The 23,673-nt window shown below is 46.1% G+C and carries 16 protein-coding genes and 3 pseudogenes; 13 read left to right on the top strand and 6 right to left on the bottom strand.

From position 1 onward, the window contains the following. Positions 1–97 precede the first annotated feature (97 nt). The 13 genes and pseudogenes from QUA88_RS03190 to QUA88_RS29430 all read left to right on the top strand — a co-directional run. Complete coding sequence (locus QUA88_RS03190) at positions 98–7,351, top strand: DUF4347 domain-containing protein (RefSeq protein ID WP_333270206.1); 7,254 nt, start codon at positions 98–100, stop codon at positions 7,349–7,351. Between the two features lie 358 nt (positions 7,352–7,709). Next, complete coding sequence (locus QUA88_RS03185) at positions 7,710–8,771, top strand: calcium-binding protein (protein WP_333270203.1); 1,062 nt, start codon at positions 7,710–7,712, stop codon at positions 8,769–8,771. Positions 8,772–9,107: 336 nt separating this feature from the next. Beyond that, positions 9,108–9,251 (top strand): hypothetical protein, encoded by a 144-nt coding sequence (locus QUA88_RS03180; RefSeq protein WP_333270200.1) that lies wholly within the window; start codon positions 9,108–9,110, stop codon positions 9,249–9,251. A gap of 119 nt (positions 9,252–9,370) precedes the next feature. Continuing rightward, positions 9,371–10,039 carry a cytochrome b6 gene (gene petB / locus QUA88_RS03175; protein WP_015174799.1) on the top strand — a complete coding sequence of 223 codons (669 nt, stop codon included), beginning with the start codon at positions 9,371–9,373 and terminating at the stop codon, positions 10,037–10,039. 183 nt (positions 10,040–10,222) lie between these two features. Next, positions 10,223–10,705: a cytochrome b6-f complex subunit IV gene (petD, locus tag QUA88_RS03170; protein WP_333051797.1), complete on the top strand. Its 483-nt coding sequence runs from the start codon at positions 10,223–10,225 to the stop codon at positions 10,703–10,705. Positions 10,706–11,536: 831 nt separating this feature from the next. After that, the gene (locus QUA88_RS03165; protein ID WP_333051800.1) at positions 11,537–12,898 is read left to right on the top strand and encodes a cytochrome 450; all 1,362 of its coding nucleotides are present in this window, start codon (positions 11,537–11,539) and stop codon (positions 12,896–12,898) included. Positions 12,899–13,158: 260 nt separating this feature from the next. Continuing rightward, on the top strand, positions 13,159–13,380 hold the full coding sequence (locus tag QUA88_RS03160; protein ID WP_333051803.1) for a hypothetical protein: 222 nt from the start codon (positions 13,159–13,161) through the stop codon (positions 13,378–13,380). A 147-nt stretch (positions 13,381–13,527) separates the two neighbouring features. Continuing rightward, entirely contained in the window at positions 13,528–13,845 is a 318-nt protein-coding gene (locus tag QUA88_RS03155) for a hypothetical protein (RefSeq protein WP_333051805.1), read from the top strand. Positions 13,846–13,961: 116 nt separating this feature from the next. Continuing rightward, positions 13,962–15,023 carry an S-methyl-5-thioribose-1-phosphate isomerase gene (gene mtnA, locus QUA88_RS03150; protein ID WP_333051808.1) on the top strand — a complete coding sequence of 354 codons (1,062 nt, stop codon included), beginning with the start codon at positions 13,962–13,964 and terminating at the stop codon, positions 15,021–15,023. Positions 15,024–15,060: 37 nt separating this feature from the next. Continuing rightward, positions 15,061–15,549 carry a type IV pilin-like G/H family protein gene (locus QUA88_RS03145; RefSeq protein WP_333270196.1) on the top strand — a complete coding sequence of 163 codons (489 nt, stop codon included), beginning with the start codon at positions 15,061–15,063 and terminating at the stop codon, positions 15,547–15,549. A 3-nt stretch (positions 15,550–15,552) separates the two neighbouring features. Continuing rightward, complete coding sequence (locus QUA88_RS03140) at positions 15,553–16,407, top strand: rhodanese-like domain-containing protein (protein ID WP_333051814.1); 855 nt, start codon at positions 15,553–15,555, stop codon at positions 16,405–16,407. A gap of 297 nt (positions 16,408–16,704) precedes the next feature. Then, positions 16,705–16,875 (top strand): annotated as a pseudogene (locus QUA88_RS29435) (transposase family protein); the annotation flags it as partial. A gap of 79 nt (positions 16,876–16,954) precedes the next feature. Then, positions 16,955–17,083, top strand: a pseudogene (locus tag QUA88_RS29430) (ISAs1 family transposase); the annotation flags it as partial. A 58-nt stretch (positions 17,084–17,141) separates the two neighbouring features. Here QUA88_RS29430 and QUA88_RS03130 read toward each other — a convergent pair. The 6 genes and pseudogenes from QUA88_RS03130 to QUA88_RS03105 form a co-directional block, all read right to left on the bottom strand. After that, a pseudogene (locus QUA88_RS03130) lies at positions 17,142–18,360 on the bottom strand (ISAs1 family transposase). 365 nt (positions 18,361–18,725) lie between these two features. Beyond that, positions 18,726–19,307: a Uma2 family endonuclease gene (locus QUA88_RS03125; RefSeq protein ID WP_333208654.1), complete on the bottom strand. Its 582-nt coding sequence runs from the start codon at positions 19,305–19,307 to the stop codon at positions 18,726–18,728. A gap of 185 nt (positions 19,308–19,492) precedes the next feature. Then, the gene (locus QUA88_RS03120; protein ID WP_333270192.1) at positions 19,493–21,106 is read right to left on the bottom strand and encodes a family 10 glycosylhydrolase; all 1,614 of its coding nucleotides are present in this window, start codon (positions 21,104–21,106) and stop codon (positions 19,493–19,495) included. Between the two features lie 83 nt (positions 21,107–21,189). Beyond that, complete coding sequence (locus tag QUA88_RS03115) at positions 21,190–21,339, bottom strand: alpha-E domain-containing protein (RefSeq protein WP_445300590.1); 150 nt, start codon at positions 21,337–21,339, stop codon at positions 21,190–21,192. Positions 21,340–21,343: 4 nt separating this feature from the next. Beyond that, positions 21,344–22,144, bottom strand: coding sequence for a hypothetical protein (locus tag QUA88_RS03110; RefSeq protein ID WP_333252577.1), 801 nt, complete (start codon positions 22,142–22,144; stop codon positions 21,344–21,346). After that, positions 22,141–23,505, bottom strand: coding sequence for an AAA family ATPase (locus QUA88_RS03105; RefSeq protein ID WP_333252575.1), 1,365 nt, complete (start codon positions 23,503–23,505; stop codon positions 22,141–22,143). Before QUA88_RS03105 ends, QUA88_RS03110 begins: the two co-directional genes overlap by 4 nt. Positions 23,506–23,673: the final 168 nt, after the last annotated feature.

The raw sequence follows: 23,673 nt of genomic DNA, 5'->3' as shown, positions 1-23,673 counted from the left end.
CAAGTTTTCCGCAAGTATTTACAATACAGCAGAGGTGGTGCTTTTGTAGACTTGCTGGCATCAGATAAACCAGAAGTATCAGCTAGGTAAATTAATCATGTCTACTTTCAGTACCGGTACCAACTTTCCGGCCGGCACAAGTCCCCAATCCTTCACTGCCGAAAACTGTAATAACGATAACATTCCAGACTTAAACATCCCAGACTTAGGGATCGCCCCAACGGCTGTTTCCCTAAAGTCAATGACTCAACCTTCCTCAAAAGCGATCGCATTTATCGATTCTGCCGTCCCCGACTGTCAAACATTAATCGACGGCATTATCCCTGAAACCGAAGTAATTAAATTAGAAACTAACCGCAACGGCCTAGAACAAATTGCCGAAGCTTTGCAGGGAAGAAAATTTTCAGTAATTCACATTATTGCCCACGGAAATCCCGGTTGTTTGCAACTGGGGAACGTGGAATTGAGTTGGCAAAATTTGAGAGATAGCGCCGACATTTTTTTTAAAATAGTTAAGAAATGGGCGGGCGGGCTGACACAAAATGCCGAAATTTTGCTCTACGGGTGCAATGTTGCCAAAGGAAATATAGGTAAAGAATTTGTCAAAAATCTGAGTCAACTAACAGGAGCAAATGTTGCCGCTTCTAATAATTTAACAGGTTGTGCGGCAAAAGGTGGCGATTGGAAATTAACAGTAACAGCGGGGACAATTAAAGCTGCCATTGCATTTGTGCCAGAAGCGATCGCAGCTTACGGCCACGTTCTCAATACGTTTAGTTCTGGTGGTAACTTTAATGCGGGAACCAGTCCATCCTTTGTTGCGACTGGCAATTTCAATAACGATGGCATCTTAGATTTAGCTGTTGCTAACCCCACCACGAATAGGGTTTCTATTTTACTGGGAAACGGTCAAGGAGGATTTAACGCTGGAACTGATTTGACTTCGGTATTGCGGCCTACCGCGATCGCAGTTGGCAATTTTAACGGCGATAACTTTTCCGACTTAGCGATAACTTCCGCCCAAGGTGCGGAATTTAACAGCATTTATATCTTTTTAGGATCGGGTAATGGCAACTTTAACAGTCCGGGCTTTTTGGATGCCCTCGAAAATCCTAGCGCGATCGCTGTCGGCAATTTTAATGCTGATGATTTACTCGATATTGCCATTACTCAATCCAGCGGCAATGCTTTTGTACCTGAAGGCAATGTTGGCATTTATTTGGGAACGGGACAAGGCGGTTTTTCCACTCCTGTTACTGTGAATGTTGGGCAAAGTCCCAGCGCGATCGCTGCGGGAGATTTGAACGGCGACAATTTTCTCGATCTCGCCGTCGCCAACCAAAATTCTAATAATATTACCATATTATCGGCAAATGGTCAAGGTAGTTTTGGCAATCCGACTAATATTAATGTCGGTCAAAGTCCGAGTGCGATCGCAGTTGGAGATTTGAACGGCGACAATTTTCTCGATATCGCAGTCGCCAACAGCGGTTCTAACAGCATCTCAATTTTATTTGGAACAGGAAATGGCAGTTTTGCAATTCCGACTAACATTAATGTTGGTTTAAACCCAAGTGCGATTAAGATTGGCGATTTTAATGGCGACAACAGACGAGATTTAGCGGTTAGCAACAGCGGTTCTAATAACGTTTCAATTTTGGCGGGAAATGGAACTGGCGGTTTTAGCAGTGCGACCAACTTTAGCGTTGGAACAAATCCGAGTTCTATTGCGATCGCAAATTTAAATGCCGACGACAGACTCGATCTCGCAGTTGCTAACAGAGGTTCTAATAATGTTTCAGTTCTCTTAAATTCACAGAACACAATCAATTTTGGTGCAGCTACTTTCAGCGGGACTGAAGGGGATGCAGATACAGTCGTTAATATCCCCGTTACTATCAGCGGCGGCACTCCTTTTGCTGATGTCATTGTACCAATTGTCATCGACCCCAGCAGCAGCGCTACCCAAAATTCAGACTACACCATTTCCCCTACCTCAATTACATTCCCCGCAGGCGGAACAAGTACAGAACAAAATATTGCAGTCACTATTAAACCGGACAATATCGCTGAGAATGCAGAAACAGTCATTCTCAACTTGGGTACGATCGCAGGTGGCATTGCAGGTACGACAAATCAAGCGACCCTAACTATTCCCAGTAACGGCACTATTTCTTATGCTGTTTCCGCCGCTGTAGCTGCGGTAGCTGAAGGCAATACGGGAACTGTATCCGTTACTTTTACCGTTACTCGCAGCGGCGGTATCGGTGCAGCCAGTAGCGTCAATTATGCGATCGCCGGAACTGCTACAAACGTCAGCGATTACAACAATATCGGCGGCACTTCCGGGGCAACTAACGTTAATGGTACGGTTAATTTTGCTGCGGGCGAGACATCGAAAACGATTACTTTGGACGTTTTGGGCGACAGTGCGATCGAACCGGATGAAACTATTACTGTCACCTTATCAAATCCGATCGCACCAGGCCCGACTCCAACAATTACAACTGCTACTGCTACAACTACTATTACTAATGACGACACTGCTGGAATTTTAGTTAATCCCAATAGCGGATTAACGACAACAGAAGCAGGAGGAACAGCAACATTTACTGTCCAACTCAACTCTCAACCAACTGCTAACGTGACTGTTGGCTTAAGCAGTTCCAATGTTACCGAGGGAATAGTTTCTACACCCTCGCTGACATTCACTCCCGCCAATTGGAGTGCGCCGCAAACTGTAACTATTACTGGCGTTGACGACAATATTGCTGACGGCAATCAAACTTACAATATTGTCACTGCTTTGGCTGTTAGTACAGACAGCAGTTACAGCAATTTCAATCCTGTAGATGTCAGCGTTACGAATAGCGACAACGAAACTCCCGGCATTACCGTTAATCCCACAGCCGGATTAACTACAACAGAAGCGGGAGGTACGGCTAATTTCAGTGTTGTCCTCAACAGTCAACCTACGGCACCTGTTACCATAGCTTTAAGTAGTTCCAATCCTGCAGAAGGAACAGTTTCTACTAATAGCTTAAGTTTCACTCCTAATAACTGGAATCAGGCGCAGACGGTAACGGTGACAGGTGTGGGCGACAATATCGCTGACGGCGATATTGCTTACAATATTGTCACTGCTTTGGCTGTTAGTACAGACAGCAATTACAACAATTTCAATCTCTCCGATGTCAGCGTTACTAACATCGACAGCGATACAGTCGGTGTTACCGTTAATCCCGCCAGTACCACAGCAGCAGAAGGCGGTGCAACGGGAAGTTATACACTTCAGCTAAATTCGCAGCCAACAGCGCCCGTAACAGTCAGCTTTGACGGGGGGAATCAAATAAGTGCGATCGCCCCTATTAGCTTCGACGCTACTAATTGGAATATTGCCCAAACTATAACTGTGATTGCGACGGATGACACAGTTGTAGAAGGTACTCACACTGGCACAATCAATCACGCCGCAACAAGTACCGACGTTAAATATAGCGGAATTGCGATCGGGCCTGTCACTGTCGCCATTACCGATAATGACACGCCAACACCAACGCCCACACCAACATCGCCAACACCAACACCAACACCAACGCCCACACCAACATCGCCAACACCAACGCCCACACCAACACCAACACCTTCAATTACACCGACACCAACACCGTCGTCAATTACACCGACGCCAACCTCGCCAACACCAACACCGACGCCAACCTCGCCAACACCAACACCGACGCCAACACCAACGCCAACAATTACACCGACGCCAACACCGACGCCAACACCACCAATTACACCGACACCAACATCGCCAATTACACCGACACCAACACCAACACCAACATCGCCAATTACACCGACACCAACACCAACGCCTACAGTTTTGCCGCCGACACCAACACCAACGCCTACAGTTTTGCCGCCGACACCAACACCAGTGCAAATCATCATGCCGCCGGCGATACCTGCTGATAATTTAGTCAGAAAAATCACTGTAGGTTCCAGTACCGGAAGCTATAAGGATGCTATCAGCAGCAGCAAGATTGATGATTACTACAAATTCAGTTTAGGTGCTAGGAATGACTTCAACTTGTCGCTGGGCGGACTGAATGCAGATGCTAAAGTTGAGTTGCTCGACAGTGGCGGAAATACGATCGCCACTTCCAACAATTTGGGCACCGCATCCGAGTCAATTAACCGCACTTTAGAACACGGTACTTATTACGTCCGAGTCTCCTTAGCCAACGGTGGAGAAACTCCTTACAATCTCGATCTCTCTGCTAAACCCCGTCTTCCAGGCATCACCACTACAGGTTCAGATGACCGAGTTTACAAAGCTGGAGAGTTGATATCAGTTATAGACGGAACATTCGCCCCCGCCACTGACATATCTGCCCCGCTGATTAACATCGATGATTTCCGCGCAGCACCGCGTTTTGCCGGAATAGACGGCAATGGTTTTGCAACAGTAATTTTGGATACTGGTATCGATTTAGACGACCCATTCTTTGGTCCTGATGGTGACTCTAACGGGGTTGCCGATCGCATTGTCTACAATTACGATTACGCCTATGGCGATGACGAAGCTGACGACGTTGACGGACACGGTTCAAACGTCTCTAGTATTGCTACTTCCCAAAATGGAGTCCACACAGGGATGGCACCCCGTGCTAACATCATTCATCTCAAAGTTTTGGATGATACGGGCAGCGGCACTTTCGCGAATATAGAACAAGCTTTGCAGTGGGTGGTAGAAAATGCAGCGGCGTACAATATCGCCAGTGTGAATATGTCACTCGGTGATAACGGCAATTACAACACCCCCCAAACGAGGGGCATTAGCGATGAACTAGCAGAGTTAGCAGCACGGAATGTAATTGTTGTTTCCGCATCAGGTAATGCTTTCGGGCCATTGGGTTATAACAGCGTTCAGGGCGTTGCCTACCCCGCAGCCGATGCTAACTCACTCTCAATTGGTGCGGTGTACGATGCGAACCGGGGTTATCGGACACACGGCGGTGGCGCGATCGCCTATACCACCGATGCCGATCGCATTACACCATATTCTCAGCGCCACTCCACTTTAACAACCGTTTTTGCTCCCGGTACTTTGATTACGGGTGCTGGCCCTAACACCCCTTTGACTAGCTATTCCGGTACCAGTCAAGCTGCACCTCATGTTGCTGGAATAGCAGTGCTAGCGCAACAGTTAGCGCAGCGAGATTTGGGCCGCCGACTAACCCCAACTGAGTTTGTGAATTTCTTGCTGTCAAGCGGCGTCACGATTAATGACGGCGACGACGAAGACGATAACGTGATCAATACTGGCTTAAACTTCAAGCGCGTTGATATGCTGGCTTTGGCTCAAGGTATTGTCGGCAACAACCCGCCAGTTGTCAATCGTTCTCTGTTTTCGCAAAGTGCAGCGCTAGGTTTTTCTCAAAGCGGTAATGCTTTTAATTTAGCGGCCAATACCTATACTGACCCCGATCCGGGCGACAGCATTAATTATTCGATCGCCCTGGCAAATTCTAGCGCTTTAAGTTCATCTGCATTTACCTGGAGAACCGATCGCAATGGCGGTTCCTACCGCCAACCAATTGCCGGTTCAACTTTCCCGGAAATTCCTTTGCCTTCCTGGCTAACTTTTAATTCGGCAACTCGCACGATTAATTTAGGCCCGACTCGCCCAAGAACGTTCAATTATTGGCTGAAATTAACTGGAACTGATGAATCTGGCGCGAGTGTTAGCGAGGTAATTCGGTTCAAGAGTGGTGGCCTCGGCGGTTTTGTGATTGACGGTTATATTGCTGGTGCTACGGTCTTTTTCGATGCCAACAAAAACGGTGTCCTCGATGCTAGCGAACCTTCTGCCACTACTGGCGATAACGGCGAATTCGATCTCGATCTCGACTCCACCATTTTCGACAAAAATCAAAATGGCGAACTCGATCCAGAGGAAGGCAATATTGTTGCTTTCGGTGGCATTGATACGGCAACTGGTTTGCCTTTGGAAACCCCTGTCACGGCCCCGCCTTACGCTACTGTTGTCACCTTGTTAACCAGTTTAGTAGCGGATTTAATTGACAAAGGAATTGACAGCGATCGCGCCGAATCTCTCGTCAAATCTTCTCTTTCGATTCCCGCTAATGTTGACATAACGGGTTTAGATCCGATCGCAGCTACCGAAAACGCGATCGCGGGTGGGGTAGAAACTTTGACTGCAATGGTCAAGGTACAAAACGTCATTACCCAAACTGCTGCTTTAATAGACGGTGGGTCGATTCTGGACAATACCGACAGCGTAAAAGCAGTTGTAAGTGCGATCGTTCAACAAATTCAATCGGGGACAACTCTCAATCTCAGCGATCCCAACCAGTTAGCAACAATTGTCGATCGCGCCGCCACAGCAGCCCAACAATTTGACTCGGATTTAAACACTCAGCAATTGTTGCAAATTGCCCCGGATGCAGCTAAGGTAATGGCCGCAGCAAATCAGCGCGTTGACCAAGTTGTATCCAACACTGCAACAGCTTCAGTTAACCGAGAAGTTGCCCGCGTGCAAAAAGTAGCCCTAGGTGAAACCTCTAAAGACTTAAAAGCAGTCGGTACAGGTACGAAATCGATCGCCCAAGTTATTGCCGAAAATACTGGTACTGCCTTAGATACCAAAATTCAACAAACCACATTGCCCGATACACCTGCCGTTGCGGTGATTGAAGGAGAAATAGATGCGATCGCAGCTAACTCCAATCTCACCGGAACTGACGGCGACGATAACCTCTCCGGCGACAGCGGCAGCGATACAATCGCCGGCAAACGCGGCAATGATACTCTCAGCGGTGTTGGCGGCAACGACTGGATACACGGCAATCAAGGCAACGATTCCCTCGACGGTGGCGACGGCAATGACACTGTTTACGGCGGCAAAGAAAGCGATAATTTGTTCGGCAATAATGGGGAAGATATCCTATTTGGAAATCGCGGTCAAGATAGCTTGAGTGGAGGGGAAGGCAATGACAGTCTTTACGGCGGTCAAGCTAGCGATATTCTGCTGGGCGGTAACGGATCTGATTTTCTCAGCGGTGAAAACGGCGATGACAGTTTGATAGGAGGAAATGGGAGCGATCGCTTCTTAATTTCAGCCAATTCTGGCAGCGATATCATTTTTGATTTTGAACCAGGCATCGACTTCTTCGTACTTGCCGAAAATTTAACCGTCTCGCAACTTTCTATTATTCCCAGCAACAGTGCAACCTTAATCAGCTTGACAGCAACCGGGGAAATTTTAGCTGCGCTCAATGGCGTGACAGCTAACCAAATTAGCATCAATGATTTCAGTTAAAATATTAGGAACAGGCAAATTGTGTGTCCCTAATATTTGTTCAACAATCACGGATGATGCAACCTGAATCGCTCTAATTCATCTGCGTTAATCTGTGTTTATCTGCCCTAATCTGCGGTTAAAAAAAGAGAATGTATTAACCGCCCCGGACAAGGGATTGACGCTGATTAACGCAGATGAATAAAAGAGAGATAGGAATAAATCCGATGCTAACAGATTTGATATCAGGACTAAAGTCATTACCAAATTCAAAATTTAAAATTTAAAATTGCAGGGAGGGGAACAATCCAAAATCTAAAATCCAAAATCTAAAATTGAGTGACTGTAATTGTGAAATAGTTTTCAGGAGGACAATTTTATGGTAGTTATATGCGGTGACAATTTCGATAATTTGCTATCCGGTGGAATTGGCGATGATTCCCTGTGCGGGCTGGGAGGCAATGATACTCTATTTGGTTTGAATGGTAATGACACTTTAGATGGCGGAGAAGGAAATGATTGTCTCGCAGGTGGAGTCGGTAACGATCGCCTTTTGGCCTACTCTGGTAACGACAGTCTCAGCGGTGGCGAAGGCAATGACAAACTTGAAGGAGGTGCCGGGAACGATCTTCTTGAGGGTGGCGAAGGCGCGGATTTAATCAGAGGGGAAGACAATAACGACAGTATCTTGGGAGGGGCTGGCAATGACTGTCTTAACGGCGGTCAAGGCAATGATACGGCGATCGGAGGAGATGGAGACGATCGCTTGTTTGGTGGCAGCAACAACGACTTTTTAACGGGCGGCAAAGGTAACGATCGCCTGTTTGGAGAAAGTGGGAACGACACTGTAATAGGTGACTTAGATAATGACTACATTAACGCCAATACAGGAGACGATTTGCTTGAGGGAAATCAAGGCAGCGATACCCTGATTGGCGGGCCGGGTAATGACATCATATCGGGTTACGGCTTTTCCTCAACAGTAGCACAAATCGATTATTTGATCGGGCAAAGTGATGCTGACATCTTTGTTCTCGGTTCGTCAAATGCCCGTCCTTACCTTTTCTATAGCGGTGATAATGCCTATGCCGTTATTGAGGATTTTAACCGGGTCGAAGGTGACAAAATTCAAGTTGTTGGCTTCGTACAAGATCGTGACGGCCCTCGCTTCTTCTCTTACCGATTTGAATCTTATGATGACGGTATCACACGGGGAACTCGGATATTGGTCGGATCGGATTTAATCGCCGACGTTAAAAATGTTACAGATGTGAGTCTATCCGATTGCGCGATCGTTTCGACAGGTTTTACACCGCCATCGCGAGACTTTCCATCCTTCCCGTCTCTGCCGGAAATTCCCTTTCCGATACCGCCACTTCCCACTCCTTTCTCGCCAATACTGCCAGTTTTTCTGGAAAGTTTGCTTTCTTTTCAATTGTGATCAAACTTTGCGGATGGGGCCAATCACCGACTTTTTTTACGGAAATACGCAGGTTGCAGCCAGCAGATTTTGTTAGAAAGGACTGCAGTCCTGACTGCAAAACAAGATTCGATTGTACGATCGAACCGGATCGGGCTACTCGATCGACCGTGAGGGCGTTTGGGGCCAAAAGGTAAAGTTTTGCGATCGAGATGAAATTTGGGCTCTCCCGGCAAACCGATTTCCGGCTCGGACTGCTTTCTGTAGCTCAGCCTTCCCCCCATAGCAGCTTGGGCGGATGTTGAGATTCCGAAAAAAGCCTTTTAAGTGTCCAAAAAGCGATCGGGCGCGTGAAAATTGCACGGCAATTATGTTACATTTTTTATCACAGTCTGGAATTCGATCGGGCAACGCCAGCGAGTAGGGACAAGCCACCGCTTAGTTTCCCAGGGCTTGCAGGCGATCGCACAAGAGATTTCCTTTCGTCAGCTCCAAATTTAAAAAATAGCCTCAGGCATTTGCTAGTAAAAGCAAGCTGCTCGGCGCGGGGCGACAAAAAACCTTGTGGCTGCTGCCCTGAACCTCAACCACAGCAATATTCTTTTAGGAATTCTGGCTCCATGTTTTCTAAACAAATCACCGACTCTAAAACCTACCAGTGGTTTGAGGAACGCCTGGAAATTCAGGCGCTCGCCGATGACATCACTACAAAGTATGTACCCCCGCACGTCAATATTTTCTACTGCTTGGGCGGAATTACTTTAGTTTGCTTTCTGATCCAGTTTGCCACCGGCTTCGCCATGACTTTCTATTACCGTCCCACGGTAGCAGAAGCTTTTTCTTCAGTGCAATACCTGATGACTGAAGTCAACTTCGGCTGGCTGATCCGCTCCATCCACCGCTGGTCTGCCAGCATGATGGTGCTGATGATGATTTTGCACATCTTCCGGGTTTATCTGACCGGCGGCTTCAAAAAGCCCCGCGAGTTAACCTGGGTGACAGGAGTAATCTTGGCAGTCATCACTGTTTCTTTCGGCGTGACCGGCTATTCGCTGCCTTGGGATCAAATTGGTTACTGGGCAGTTAAAATCGTTTCCGGCGTCCCCGAAGCTATCCCGTTTGTCGGTTCTTTGATGGTTGAACTGCTGCGCGGCGGTGTCAGCGTCGGTCAAGGCACTTTGACTCGCTACTACAGCTTGCACACTTTTGTGTTGCCTTGGCTGATTGTAGTGTTCATGCTGGCTCACTTCTTGATGATTCGCAAGCAAGGTATCTCTGGCCCGTTGTAAGTTTTGAGTTTTGGGGGCGGTATTTTTTTGCCCCCCCGCCCAATTGTGAGTTGAAAATTCAGAATTCATCACTCATGATATTTATTTACGGCTAATACTTCCTGCGATCGCGCCGCTGATTCAGACTAACGAATACAGCGGAATCCCAGGCCCGGGTAAAACTAAAAGGAGAACACTCTCACTATGTCTATTATCAAAAAACCAGATTTGAGCGATCCCGCCCTCCGCGCTAAGCTCGCTAAGGGCATGGGTCACAACTATTACGGCGAACCAGCTTGGCCTAATGACTTGCTCTACGTTTTCCCTATAGTCATCATGGGAACGATTTCTCTGTGCGTGGGTTTGGCTGTACTAGACCCGGCTTTGGTTGGGGAAGCTGCTAATCCTTTTGCTACTCCGCTGGAAATTCTGCCGGAATGGTATTTGTGGCCTGTGTTCCAACTCCTGCGCGTTTTGCCTAACAAATTGTTGGGTATTGCTTGCATGGCCGGTGTTCCCGTGGGCTTGATTTTGATTCCGTTCATCGAGAATGTTAACAAGTTCCAAAATCCGTTCCGCCGCCCTGTTGCTACTACTGTTTTCCTGTTGGGAACTGCGGTAACTCTGTGGTTGGGTATTGGTGCTATTTTCCCGATCGACAAATCTTTCACACTGGGTCTTTTCTAAGATTTAAGTTTGCTTGATTTTGACGCCTGCGGGTTTCCTGTACAGTGCTTTTGTACTGCTGGGAAACTTTAGCGGGCGTCAATTGATTTTAGATTTTAGATTTTAGATTTTAGATTTTAGATTTTAGATTTGGGATTTTAGATTAAAGAATTGAAGAATTGGGGATTGGGGATTGGGAACTTCAATTGATTGAAAAATTGAATAATTCAAGGATTGGGGATTGGGGATTGGGGATTTTTAGCTCTAGTATTTAATAATACTCAGTAATTAATTCTCTGATTTTATTCAATTAAATTCAGAAGCATACAGCAGTCTAAAATATTAGATAGCAATCCTCGCATCAGTTGTACAAATATGTAGGGGTAGTGCTACCCCTACTCCCCGTGCCTACCCCCCACGGATCGGGGCAACCACGGGGGGTTTGCCCCTACAAAAATTACACAATTCATTTAGAATCGCTATATCTAAATATATCAGCACAAACAAAACCATAGTATTTTGTAGGGGCGAGTTCTTGTAAATATCTACGGTTAGGTGCGACTCTCAGAGATTGGGGCTAATACTTGAGAAGCTTGAGAGGCAGAAAGTAGATATACTTACCAGAAATTGTTAAAAATTCCACTCAATCTCCGGGACAAGGCTAGACTTGGGCGCAGATATATTCAGTACAACTATATCTATATTGCCACTGCGTTCGCAAATAAACATGGCTAGAGCTATACGTACTGATTTTGGTAATTTTGGGGGTATTGAATCCCGCTCAATTGTCGCTCAATACCCTCTTGCTGCTAACTGCAAAGCGCGTTAGGGCGAAGGATTCTCGGAGGAATTATGATGAACCTAAATTTAGATACTATTTTCTCATCGCTGATGAACCCGGCCCTGAACGAGTTTCAGGTTTGGGCTTTGCAAAACCCGGAAGAAAGTCTCAGCAAAACGATGCTACCGCCGATCGCCCTGATTGAGGGTTTGATTGCCAACGAACCCACCTATTTGCCACTAAAACGGCTGGCTTTCGGAGCCAACTTTTGCTGCGCGGGGCAAGTCGTGATGGGAGAGTTTGCAACGCTGGAAAAAGCACTCACATCGCCCCAGGCGCGCGGATGGCGGCTGGGTACTTCTGTACTCGATCCCGATAGCGCCCCCAACCAAGATGTCGGCGGCAGAAACCTTTTCCTGCTGTCTTTGTCCGATCGTGAAACTGATGCTAGCAGCAACCACGCAGCATTCCGAAGCTGTATGCAGAAATATCTCTTCAACAGTGCTACAACGGATCGCCAAGGAGACGAAATCGCCCGACGGTTACTCGATCGGCTAGCCGCAGATTATGCCGAGATGTCGCACGGTGCGGGGGGAGCGTTTTTTACCCATGTCAAGCGCGGTTGGATGGGATTTTTAGTCCGATACCTGCACTACGTCATCTTTGGGATTAATCCAGACGATTCAGAGTCGATCGAACTTCTCACCGAATTGCATTACACCCGCCAAAGCCCGCTGCACTACTTCGCCGTCATCGGGAACCTGCTGCAAAGCCTGAACCTGTTTGGACACGGGGATTTGTCCACTCTAATCGAGCGTGCAGCGACTATCTATGAAAATTCGCCAGCTTTAGCCAACTTCGAGGAGAGCTCGGAAAACAACGGCATGACTAAGCGGGAATTAGCAAAGCTGATGACATCAATTATGGGCATAGCGGGACTGCAAGGCCCCCTGCACCTAGGCTACACGGCAATGGGATACCGCCCTCTCCCCGCCTATAAAGGACAGCAGACGGCCAAAATTAACCCGACTGATTTTTGGGATCAGCTCGATTTGGACGATCGCCAGTCGATCGAGCTTTTCCTCCTCGAATGCGCCCGCCTCTGGGCTCCCGTCAGCGCCACGCACCGAGTCGCGACAGAGCCCTTCACCGCAACGGTAGCGGGCAAAGAGCGCACCTTCCCCGCCGGAACCAAGGTACTGATACCGCTCAGTTTGGGGCTGCTAGACGAGGGTTTCTGGGGCTCTACGGTATACGAATTCAACGCTAAGCGGGAGAATCTGTGCCCTTTTCATATGGGTTTTCATTCCGTGGGCGATCGGAGTGCGGGACGGATTTGCCCCGGTAAAGACATCGCACTCAAGATGCTGGTGGATGTCGTGAGTACGGTAGGCAAAGTGCGACGAGCCTCAGAGCCGAATTTGCGGCGGTAATTAATCCAAAAGCTCGCATCAGACAGCGGTTGAGACTGAGATATTGCACCATTGTCAAGAACAGGCTTTCCGGCCTGTTCCACAAAGAATTAATTGCTTGTGGGGTGGGCATCCTGCCCGCACATAAAAGCCTTATTGAGAATGGTGCAAGATGTGAGTTGAAACCGCACGCCACATAAACTATCGAGCGATAAACTCAGAAATCAAGGGGGTATCCAATAGGAAACCAAAACACAACTAATTTGAGGATAAATAATACCATGTTAATCAAACACAAGCAACTAAAAGACATCGCGAATTGGATGAAAGTAGAACATCCAGCGGAGTTACCTGAAGTGCTGCAAGGTATCTTTTTTATGGACGGGAATGTTTTACCAGACGATTGTTTGACGATGTACAGTTCAGACTGGAATGCTGACGAACGGACGTTATTGCTGCGCGTTTTTGACCAGGAATTTCTTCATGTGGTACCCGCCACGTGATTTATCCGTGGAATCAATCCAAAATCGAAAATCAAAAATCCTCAAGCCCTCGCATTTATCCGTGGGCTCAATCTAAAATCTAAAATCTAAAATCTAAAATCGATTGACCCTGTTATCTGGACATTTCATTCATCAATGGCGGGACGGATGTTAATTTATTTAGTCAAATTTTCTCGCTTCAGCTACTTGTTCCGATTCTCGGATGCAACTTTGCAGCACGGGCACATTACGCCGATAGTGTTTGGATTCTCTGTGCCGCAGTGGCTTGTAGATTTTTTGATCGATCGAGATCCAAACACTCCGAATGGAGATATCTGGCATCGCACAAACTCGTTTTTCGGCAGACCTGCTGACAATGGATATATACTTCGCAGGGTTGTAGACAAAGATGGCAATTACACCTCAGCGTTTCCAGATATGCTGTCTAAAGTGGAGAGTGATTGTTTGATCGTTGCCCAAGAGTGAAACTATTTAGGAAAACTACAAAACCCGCTTAATTAGGCGGGTTTTGTCGATCGAAGTGGCGGGAATAGTCGCCTTCATGGCATCATAGAAACTTGTCCCTCACATAATTGAAATAGATGACCCCTCAAAACTCCCCTGTTTCCCCCGTCACTTGGATGGAAGACCGAGTTCTGCTAATTGACCAAAACCGACTCCCGAAAGAATACGGTGTAGTCGAAATTAGCCGCTACGAAGATATGGCTGAGGCGATTAAAACTATGATAGTCCGAGGTGCTCCGGCGATCGGGGTTGCAGCAGCCTACGGGATGTATTTGGGGGCGCGAGAAATCGAAACGGGCGATCGTACCGAGTTTTTAACTAAACTAGAACAAGTTGGGGAGTTATTGGGTTCCACTCGTCCCACAGCAGTTAATTTGTTTTGGGCAATATCGCGAATGCTCAAAACAGCAAATCAAACTAGCGGTTCCGTCGAACAAATCCAAAAAAGTTTGTTAGAAATGGCCAAAACCATTCAAGCAGAAGACTTGCAAACTTGTAAAGATATCGGCGACAAAGGTTTAGAAGTTCTGCCAGCTACACCCGAAAAATTGAACTTACTAACTCACTGCAATGCAGGTGCATTAGCAACAGCCGGCTACGGAACTGCTTTAGGTGTATTTCGTTCTGCTTGGCGAGAAGGAAGACTTGGAAGAGTTTTTGCAGACGAAACTCGGCCCCGTCTCCAAGGTGCAAAACTGACCACTTGGGAATGCGTGCAAGAAGGAATTCCTGTCACATTAATAGCTGACAATATGGCCGCCCACTGCATGAAACTCGGAATGATTCACGCAGTAGTTGTCGGTGCAGACAGAATTGCTGCTAACGGCGACGCCGCCAATAAAATTGGCACTTACAGTTTAGCAATTGTTGCCAAAGCTCACAACGTTCCTTTCTTTGTTGCCGCGCCTCTGTCCACAATTGATTTTGAACTTTCCGACGGCAGCCAAATCCCCATTGAAGAACGCGATCCAGTTGAAATGTATCAAGTTGGAACTACGCGAATTTGTCCTGTGGGAGTTGAATTTTACAATCCCGCTTTTGACGTAACTCCGGCGGAGTTAATATCGGGAATAATCACAGAACACGGTACGGTTGCTCCTGGGGCGTTGAAACAGTTTCAGGCAAAACAATTAGTTTAATTATATGTTTCTCAACTGCTCATTCCACCGGGTATCTGTGAAATTAAGCAGGATTTATAGCAGCCGCAACTGGCAGCTCAAAGTTGCGATCGCAGCTCTAACTCTGCCAGTTGTTTTCAGTCCAGTCTCCGAAGCTCAAGTTTCACAAACGCTTAAAGCTAAGGAATTACAAGCGAAAAAATTTGTGGGTTCGATGAATAAAGCCCAGCAAGTTTACTATGCAGAAAAAGCAGGCTTTACCAGTTCAGTTTCCAATCTATTGGTTTATCTCGGTCTCCAATTTAAACCTAACTCAGCCAATTACACCTACTCGATCGGCATGGTGAAAAAAGGTGCTGTATTTAACTACGGAGTATCGAAGCAAGCTAATCTCAAAAGTGTTGTGGGGGGAGTGTTTTTGGTGGCAAACAAGACCCAAACAATCTTGTGTATAAATGCTGCTCCTGGCAAGACTAAACCAGCTAATCCAACTAATACCAAAGGGGTTTTAGCCTGCGGTGCTAATACAGCCAAAGTTACTCAATAAATTATGTCTAATTTACTGGGTAATTTACCAAATAACTGGATAGTAAATGCAGCTTTAGCTAAGCAATTACTGGAACAAGAAGCTACTTTACTAGATGCTCGCGCACCTATTTTAAAGTGGTTTTGCCGTCTCCCACCAGCTATTCCCGTAACTTGGCAGGAATTTTCGCGATCGGACTTTCCCCACAAGGGAAAAATTATCGAAAATAACACAGTTTTAACTCAAAAACTGCAAGCAATTGGTATTTGTCAAGACAAACCTGTCATAGTCGTTGCCGATGCGGTGAAAGGGTGGGGCGAAGACGGGCGAATTGTTTGGATGTTGCGGAGTTTGGGACACGAAAAAGCAGTTTTTGTCGATGGAGGATATCGAGCTTTAATCAAAGCTGGAATTAATCGATTAAAAGCAGCAAACAATCCACCAAAAACAGGAGATTTGGTAATATCTCGCCTCTCGAATTGGGAAATTCAGCGGGATGAATTGAAAGCTATTTTAGGAGATGAGAATTTAGTCATTATTGACGCCAGAGAGCCGCGAGAATATGCAGGTAAAACGCCTTACGGAGAAAAGCGGGGCGGCCACATTCCCGGTGCGGTTCACCTCTATTACAAACAGTTAATGGATCGACAAGGAAAACTGCTGGATCGTGGGGAAATTGTCGCTATTTTGCAGCAAAAAGGAGTTTCGCAATCAACTCAAATTGTGAGTTATTGCTCCGGGGGAATTCGCTCCGCATGGTTGACTTGTGTCTTGACAAATGTGGGGTTTAATGCTAAGAATTATGCAGGTTCAATGTGGGAATGGTCGGCTTCGCCTGCAGATAGCTATCCCCTGAAAAAAATTAAAACTAGCAATTAGAAATTAGTCGTAGGGTATGTCAGTCGTAGGGCCCTAGCGTGCGTCAGAAGAGAGTCTCTCAATTATCGATAAAAGCAGGGTAAGCTCATCTAATTTGGTATAAATTGTACTTGACAAAAAGCCGCCAATAGGAGCTATATCTGTGCACCGAACTCAAACCTATAATCAAGTTTGAATCTTAACAAAGTCAATCAAGTTGAAACGGAGTCAAAGACAATGACAAAGGGTTTTGCACCTATATTGAAACTCGCTGTAAAATCTCAAGCCAAAAGAGCAGAAAAACGACATTTAACACATCTGGGCGACATCCAAGCCAATTTATTGAATTATGTAGCAGAAATCCCGGACCCCAGAGTTCAAAGAACCCAAAAACACTCATTAAAAGATATTTTAGTAATCTCTATTTTAGCAGTCATTGGCGGTGCCGAAGGTTGGGAAGACATGGAAAATTATGGCATCGCTAAACAGTAATGGTTAGAGGAATTTCTCGAATTACCCAATGGTAAGCTGTGGAGTATTTAAACCACTAACGAGGCCAGTAGGGTGCGTCAACCGTAATCAAGGCGTAAAAGCTTTGCATTTGGTCACGGCTTGGGCAAGTGAACAGCGTTTAGTTTTAGGGCAAGTTAAAGTTGAGGATCATTCCAACGAGATTACGGCAATTCCGGCACTCTTAGGAATGAGAATTAAATAACTTCCACAAGTTTGTGGGATGCAGGGTAAGAGCATCTCAATCATGCTTGACAAAAGCACTTGAGAATTTGCATCATATAGTCATTGTTCATCGCAGCCCGTTTGATTTTTTGTCGCAGGCTACGCTGGAGAGTTGTTTCTTGGTTGACCGCATTAAGGGCAATCCGTCTTACCAGAGCGAAGTTCTGAGGACTATTTAACGAGCGAATCCGGGATTTATCTTCATTAAAAGTCACATCTAAACTCCAATGCACTTGGTTTTCAATGCCCCAGTGTTGGCGAATAGCACGACCATTGAGCTGGGCATCTACTGGCAAAGAACTTAGGTAAAACTGCACCTCACGAGTGGTTTTGTTCCAAAGATGACGGACTCTTTCAACAATAACAATAGTGCGTAATCCAGCCCATTGTTCTTGCTTGTAAAGTCCTCCTAATTGGGCAACTGATACCGCCCAGACTTTTCGAGTTTCGACGCGATGATGACCCTTTTCGGTTCGGGAATCATAACTCATTTCACTTTCCCTGAATTCCTGACTTTTTGCAGTCTCAAACCAGTCTTTCACGCTTATTGTAAAGAGTGGGATGATTGCTTTTTAGTGCCACGACATAATCGGCTTTTTTCTGACGAATCAGTCGGACTATTTCTGTTTGAGTCCCCATCGCATCAATGGTGATAATCGCCCCGGCAATGTCGAGTAGTTCTAGTAGGGCTGGAATTGCTGTGATTTCATTGGAATGGTCTTCTACTTTGACTTGCCCGAGTACCAAACGTTGTTGGCTCGCCCAAGCTGTCACTAAATGTAAGTTTTTTAAACCTTTCTCTCTATCGTAAGAACCCCGCAAACTTTTGCCATCTATGGGAATAATTTCTTGCAAGACTGAACCCATAATTTGTTGCAACCATTGCGATAACTTCTGCTCTAAAACTTTCGGATCTAGTTTTTCAAAGACCCGACGAAATGTATCATCGCTGGGGATGCCATTTGGTAACTCTAAAAATTCTTTTAACCATTGCTGCTTGCTGAGTCCATAATTTTCGATGTCTTCCCATCCCTGGGCTCCTGCGATCACAGCTAATATGGTAATGACCAGAATGTCTTTAAGTAAATGTTGTTTTGTTCGGTCTACTCTTGGATCTGGGATGTCATCAAAATAAGTTGATAAGCAAGCTTGTAAGTGTTGCATTGAGAGCGGTTGAGACCTGTCGGGTTTCGGTGATGATTTTGCCTCATTCACAACACGCTCGAATCCTTTCTCCATGGATTTTTCCTCACCATTCGTGACACCGATGAAGCACTATTATAGAACCCATTTGACATCTTTGAGGCTGCGAGTTGATCGCCCGTTATCTCTCGCTGGCCCGTTATCTCTCCCTCGCCCCTTATCTCTCCCTCGCCCCTTATCTCTCGATCGTTCCTTATCTGTCGATCGTCAAAATATCTCAAATGGGTTCAAAGAACCGCTCTTGACAGGATGCTCTTTTATATCTTGCCCTTTTTGTCAAGTACAATTTATACCAAATTAGATGAGCTTACCCTGATTAAATACTTGCCTCTCTCTCTTCTCTCTCTGCGCCCTCTGCGCCCTCTGCGGTTAATAAAAATTATTAAGTTCGCAGCGCGCACCTATGGCATAATTGGTGGCAACATTGCCTGAATTGCGATATTAAAAGTAGGAAATTCCAGCGGTGAAACGATCGCGCTTTCTCCCAGAATTAATTCGCTTTGATACCCATTTTCTGTAGGTTCTCGAAAAACGTGCAGTTGTCGATCGCCCACATTTAATACCCAATAATCGGCAATTCCCGATCGCGCGTAAGCTTTGGCTTTAATTTCGCGATCGAAAGTTAAGCTGCTGTCTGCCACTTCGATAATTAGATATACCTCTGAGGGCGTCGGATGGTGAGTCGCATAGTCAAAAGGATCGATTCTGACTACGGCAATATCTGGTTCGGGTTCAGAATTGTCATCAAGGGCGATCGGATCTTGCATACGTACCCAGGCAAGATTTCTAAAAAGGTATTGCAGCAAGCTATCTGTACGCCCTAAAGCGGAGGTGTGAGCAGTTCCTTTTGCACTCATTTTGATGATATTTCCTGAAAGTAGTTCGACTCGTTCCTCTGGGTGAAAAAATCCCATCTCTCCCAGCTTGTGATACTCTTTAACTGTCCATTTACGGAGCGTGAAAGCAGCTTCTGTTGTTAGCATATCTCGATTGATAAATTTATAATTTGATGTGGAATGATTTTATTTTAGCTTATGATATTAACTGGTTCCCAGGCAGAGCCTGGGAACCGATATCTAGAGGCTCTGCCTCGCAAGCTTTTATGGAAATTGGAGGCACAGCCTCCGGATCTGCGTTACCAGGCAGAGCCTGGTAACGAGTAAAGCAGTTAAGATGCTCCGAGATTGATTTTTGTTACGTCACCGGCGACAACATTAACTGTTTGTTGAATTTGACTTCCGTCAACTTTCAACTGATAAGTTCCCGGAGAAAGCTCGATCGCCCCAAACCATCCTTTACCATCCGCGCGCAGTTGGCGCACCTTGGTAGCAGCATCGATCGACTGCAATGTCAAGCTGGCACCGTCGCAAGTTTGAGCGCACCGCTGCAAATTTCCGGCGATCGCACCTGTAGTCGGCCGCGACTTCCAAGGCATATCGGGAACGGCTGCTGCTGTGGTCCACACAGGCTGAGTTTCATAGGTTTTGCCCGTCGCAGCATCAACGTATTGACTCGGCACAGAAAGCGCCCTGTAAAACAAATCGTTGCTTTGGGGAACGTATTTCCAAGGCTGGCGGGGCAAATCACCGCTACCGCCCGATCGCAGTTCCACATTCGTGTACACGTTGCTGCTAGCGTAGGAATAGAGAACCGTACCCGCTACGTGATTTCCTTTTGCAGACGGCCCTTCGGCGCGGCGTACCTGCGCTAGGGTGTCTTCGATGTAGTTGAGGTAATTGCCCGGGCCGATCGCAATTTGGCGGTTGTACTGGTGGTCTTTGGCGAACTCGATCCAGCGGTCATAAGCGAGTTTTTGCGATCGTTTGTACTCGCGCTGGTAAGTCATCGGCATCGCCATGTCTACGATCCCTTCTTCCAGCCAAGCGCGCCAATCTTGCAATACTTCTTTGTAAGGCTGCGTTTGATACCACCCTGCATCGTTTTGCGGGCCGTCTCCCCAGGCGATCGTGGCGGCGGTAATTTTAACGCGCGGTTTAATCGCAAGGCTTTCTACATAAAGCTTCCGCACTAAATTTGTCACCTGATCGCGCCGCCACTGCATCCACGCGGGATCTGTGGGTGCGGGTTTGCCCGATCGACCTGTTTGCTGATTGAAACGGGCGATCGCAGTCGGATTGTAGCCCCAAGTCGGCCCGCCGTAGCGCACATAATCCAACTGTACGCCGTCCACATCGTAGCGCTTCAGCAAGTCCAAATAGACGGAAACAGTATAATCTACGGCGTCTGGATGGCCGGGATCGAGATAGCCTTGGGCTTCCCCACCGTAAGTCAGCATTGCCCAATTCTCGCTGCCGGGGGCCGAAGGCCCGTGTTGTTGCCAAACGTGACCGGCGGGAAGTTTGGTGCCCGAAACTACCGGCAGCGTCACCATCCAAGCGTGTACTTCAATGCCTGCGGCGTGGGCTTTGTCAATCAAATCTTGCAGGGGATCGAAACCGGGGGGAACGTTGGGATCGAGGGTGCGGGGTTCGATCGCACTCGTGTAAAAAGCATCGCCACGGCGGCGGACTTGGGCGACGATCGCGTTGGCATTTGCCCGCTGCGCGTCTGCGATCAATTTTGTGACTTCTTGAGGGGTTTTGAAGCCGGGGTTGAAGGCGTCCACCCAGAATGCGCGAAATTCGGCGGTTTGGGTTTGCGGGGGCATAGTTGCGTTAGCGCGAGATGGGAAGTTGGAGAACCAACCAGGAGTCAGCAGAAAACTAATTGTTAAGCCAATCAGGAACAAGCTTGACAAAAAGAATGTTTTGGGTTTAGGCATCAGAAATGTGTGAGAGAGCGTTTAACAGTCCTTTACGGACTTTTGGTTTGAGCGTCCGCTTGACATTTTCGCACAATCGTAAATTAAGTGGGTCGATCGGTAAATAGTTGAGTAATACCGCTGGGAAAGTCGAGAATGAGATTAAAATTGACCTCGGCAAAATGGGCGATATTTTCCGAGCTTTCAATATAGCGGTTGAGCCAGTAAATTGAATCCGCTACACCACTTAACATAGTTTTACAGGCTAAATAGGGTTTTAATGATTTTCATTTTGGCTGTATCAAGGCCGGGTTCAAGTTTGGCAATTGGAGTTAGGCTTTTCCACTTGCCTTTATTCGCGTTGAAAATAGCATCTGCTGTTTTTTCGGCATCAATATTTTCAAAGCCTCCTATTTTATTAGTGGATAAGTAATTGAGGCGATCGAAAATCTCATCTCTTGATGCACGTTTCACACTAACTGCTTCAGGCGGTGGCGGTGGTGGCGCGAGTGGAGCAGGCGGCGAGAGATAGAATACTTTTGCTAAAGCATCTAACTTTTTACCCTTAGTAATGGCACATTTTAAGCTGGTAACAGGGTTAAAGTTTGACCAGGTTTCTCGATTGGCTGCTGAAATGCGATTAGTCGCTACAATGACATCCAATCCCTTCAATGCACTTCCTGGTTCTGCAACCAAATATCTAAGTGCAGCAAGAATAGTATCTCTTGATGCTGTGCTAAGGTTAACTTTGGGTATTACTTCCCTTGCCAAAATTTTAGCTTGCTCAATGTTTTTAGATTCTGGTTCAATGATTATGCACCAGACTCGCTCTAGTTCAGCTTGTTGAGCGACTGCATAAATAAAGGAATTGCTGACTACTTGATATTGATAATCACCTGTTTCTTTAACAATCACAGGAATCCAATTGTGTCCGCCACCTTGCAGAACTGCCTCGGCTGCGGCGGTGATGATAAACTCAGATTCAGAGCATGGTTCCCCTGGTTCAATATCAGCTAATGGCAGGTGCATCAGCTTACCGATGTCATCATACTTACTCATTTCAAGAAATACTCCTTAATTAGACCAGAATAGTGTTCTAAAGCGATATTGTTGAGAAAGACAGCGGGAATGTGAGAGAAGGCAGCGTTGGCGACAGTAGCATAACTGGAAATACTGAAGATAGTTTTAATTTCTTTTCCAGGTGTAGATTTAGGCCAATAATATGGTAGCAGATCGAAGCCATCTTTTTTAGCTTTATCGATTATTTTTCCAATTTCCTGATTTGCTGTCTGAAGGGCAGAATCTGTAATCTTCTCTCCATTGAAAAAGATTGGTAAGGCAATTGGCCCACCATCTCCTCTTACTTGTTTAATTTCAGGAATAAACTGCGTAATCACCCTAGCTGCATTGTGTAGTGATGCTAATCCATTATGCTTCGTAGGGATGAGAACAACATCCGACGCATAAACACTGCTTTGGCTGAAAAATAACCATTGGGTAGGGCAATCAATCAATATGTAATCATATTGAGAAACAAAAGGTTTAAGGATATCTCGCAATCTTTTTGCACCTTTTTGAATTTTTGATTCAGCTAGACGCTGATCTGTAAACTCTTCCATGTCATCACTTGAGGGAATCACGTCAAAAAAATGTATAATTTTTCCTCGCTTGTCCTTGTGATTAAAATTAACAACTGTTTTGTTAACATCTGCTTTTGTATCAGTCAGACAGTCAGATAAAGTAATAGCTCCTACGTCTAGACCAAGAGTTCTAGTTAAATCTCTTTGTGAATCAAAATCAACGACGAGAACATTCTTTTTCTGTTTTCGCAAAATTGCTGCTAAATTGAGCGTTGTTGTCGTTTTGCCCACTCCTCCTTTATTGTTATAGATACAAACCGTCAATGCTCGGGGCGGGTTGTCAATCAAAGATTTGATATGTTGGACAATAGCACTAATATTACCTTTATTAATCAGAGTGCAAGCAGTTGCAGGAATTACAACTTCCCCATGCCTCCGAAATAACTGGATATGAATGCCATTAGTAATAATGCCCCATTGAGCCGTTTGGCAGTTAGGAGATAGCAGATATCTTTTAATCTGTTCCCTAGACTCGTTATATTTGGGAGTACCTTCCGCTAAGTTAATTTTAGATCCTGTCGCTATTGCCCGTCCCTTGCCTTCAACAAGTAAGTAGGGAGCGACAGGAGAGAACAAAAACTTCTCACTATCAGTATTTTTACGCGCTGCGAAATCTACTTTCTGAGCACCCTGACCTGTTGGAAACTGTGGAAACTGGTCATTTTTAGTGAATCCAAGTGCTTCTATTAGAACCGACACAAATTGAGAGTTGACGATCGCTTCAATGGCATTCTCTGGAATGCTATCTAAAACTTGACCCCAGTTGATAGTTGTCATCATTTACAGTTAGATACTTAAGTAAAATCATAACGCTTGGTTTGAGTTTGTGTCATCGTTAGCTACCTCCCGATCTAGCTATATGAACAGTAAACATACTTTTGGATAAGTTATATATTTTCTAGTGGGCTTGACATTTTCGCACATCGGTGCAGTTTTGGGCGAAAATAA

Source organism: Microcoleus sp. D3_18_C2 (assembly GCF_036702395.1).
In the GTDB taxonomy this organism is placed as follows: domain Bacteria; phylum Cyanobacteriota; class Cyanobacteriia; order Cyanobacteriales; family Microcoleaceae; genus Microcoleus.
The sequence above is the reverse complement of the archived record's forward strand: the minus strand, read 5'-3'. Positions and strand labels throughout refer to the sequence as shown.

What these genes read in the sequence shown, in the direction of transcription:
- QUA88_RS03120 (WP_333270192.1), bottom strand. Translation starts at nt 21,106, where the DNA reads ATGCCTAAACCCAAAACATTCTTTTTGTCAAGCTTGTTCCTGATTGGC.
- mtnA (WP_333051808.1), top strand. Translation starts at nt 13,962, where the DNA reads ATGACCCCTCAAAACTCCCCTGTTTCCCCCGTCACTTGGATGGAAGAC.
- petD (WP_333051797.1), top strand. Translation starts at nt 10,223, where the DNA reads ATGTCTATTATCAAAAAACCAGATTTGAGCGATCCCGCCCTCCGCGCT.
- QUA88_RS03165 (WP_333051800.1), top strand. Translation starts at nt 11,537, where the DNA reads ATGATGAACCTAAATTTAGATACTATTTTCTCATCGCTGATGAACCCG.
- QUA88_RS03190 (WP_333270206.1), top strand. Translation starts at nt 98, where the DNA reads ATGTCTACTTTCAGTACCGGTACCAACTTTCCGGCCGGCACAAGTCCC.
- QUA88_RS03185 (WP_333270203.1), top strand. Translation starts at nt 7,710, where the DNA reads ATGGTAGTTATATGCGGTGACAATTTCGATAATTTGCTATCCGGTGGA.
- QUA88_RS03160 (WP_333051803.1), top strand. Translation starts at nt 13,159, where the DNA reads ATGTTAATCAAACACAAGCAACTAAAAGACATCGCGAATTGGATGAAA.
- QUA88_RS03125 (WP_333208654.1), bottom strand. Translation starts at nt 19,307, where the DNA reads ATGCTAACAACAGAAGCTGCTTTCACGCTCCGTAAATGGACAGTTAAA.
- petB (WP_015174799.1), top strand. Translation starts at nt 9,371, where the DNA reads ATGTTTTCTAAACAAATCACCGACTCTAAAACCTACCAGTGGTTTGAG.
- QUA88_RS03110 (WP_333252577.1), bottom strand. Translation starts at nt 22,144, where the DNA reads ATGAGTAAGTATGATGACATCGGTAAGCTGATGCACCTGCCATTAGCT.
- QUA88_RS03155 (WP_333051805.1), top strand. Translation starts at nt 13,528, where the DNA reads ATGTTAATTTATTTAGTCAAATTTTCTCGCTTCAGCTACTTGTTCCGA.
- QUA88_RS03140 (WP_333051814.1), top strand. Translation starts at nt 15,553, where the DNA reads ATGTCTAATTTACTGGGTAATTTACCAAATAACTGGATAGTAAATGCA.
- QUA88_RS03105 (WP_333252575.1), bottom strand. Translation starts at nt 23,505, where the DNA reads ATGATGACAACTATCAACTGGGGTCAAGTTTTAGATAGCATTCCAGAG.
- QUA88_RS03115 (WP_445300590.1), bottom strand. Translation starts at nt 21,339, where the DNA reads ATGTTAAGTGGTGTAGCGGATTCAATTTACTGGCTCAACCGCTATATT.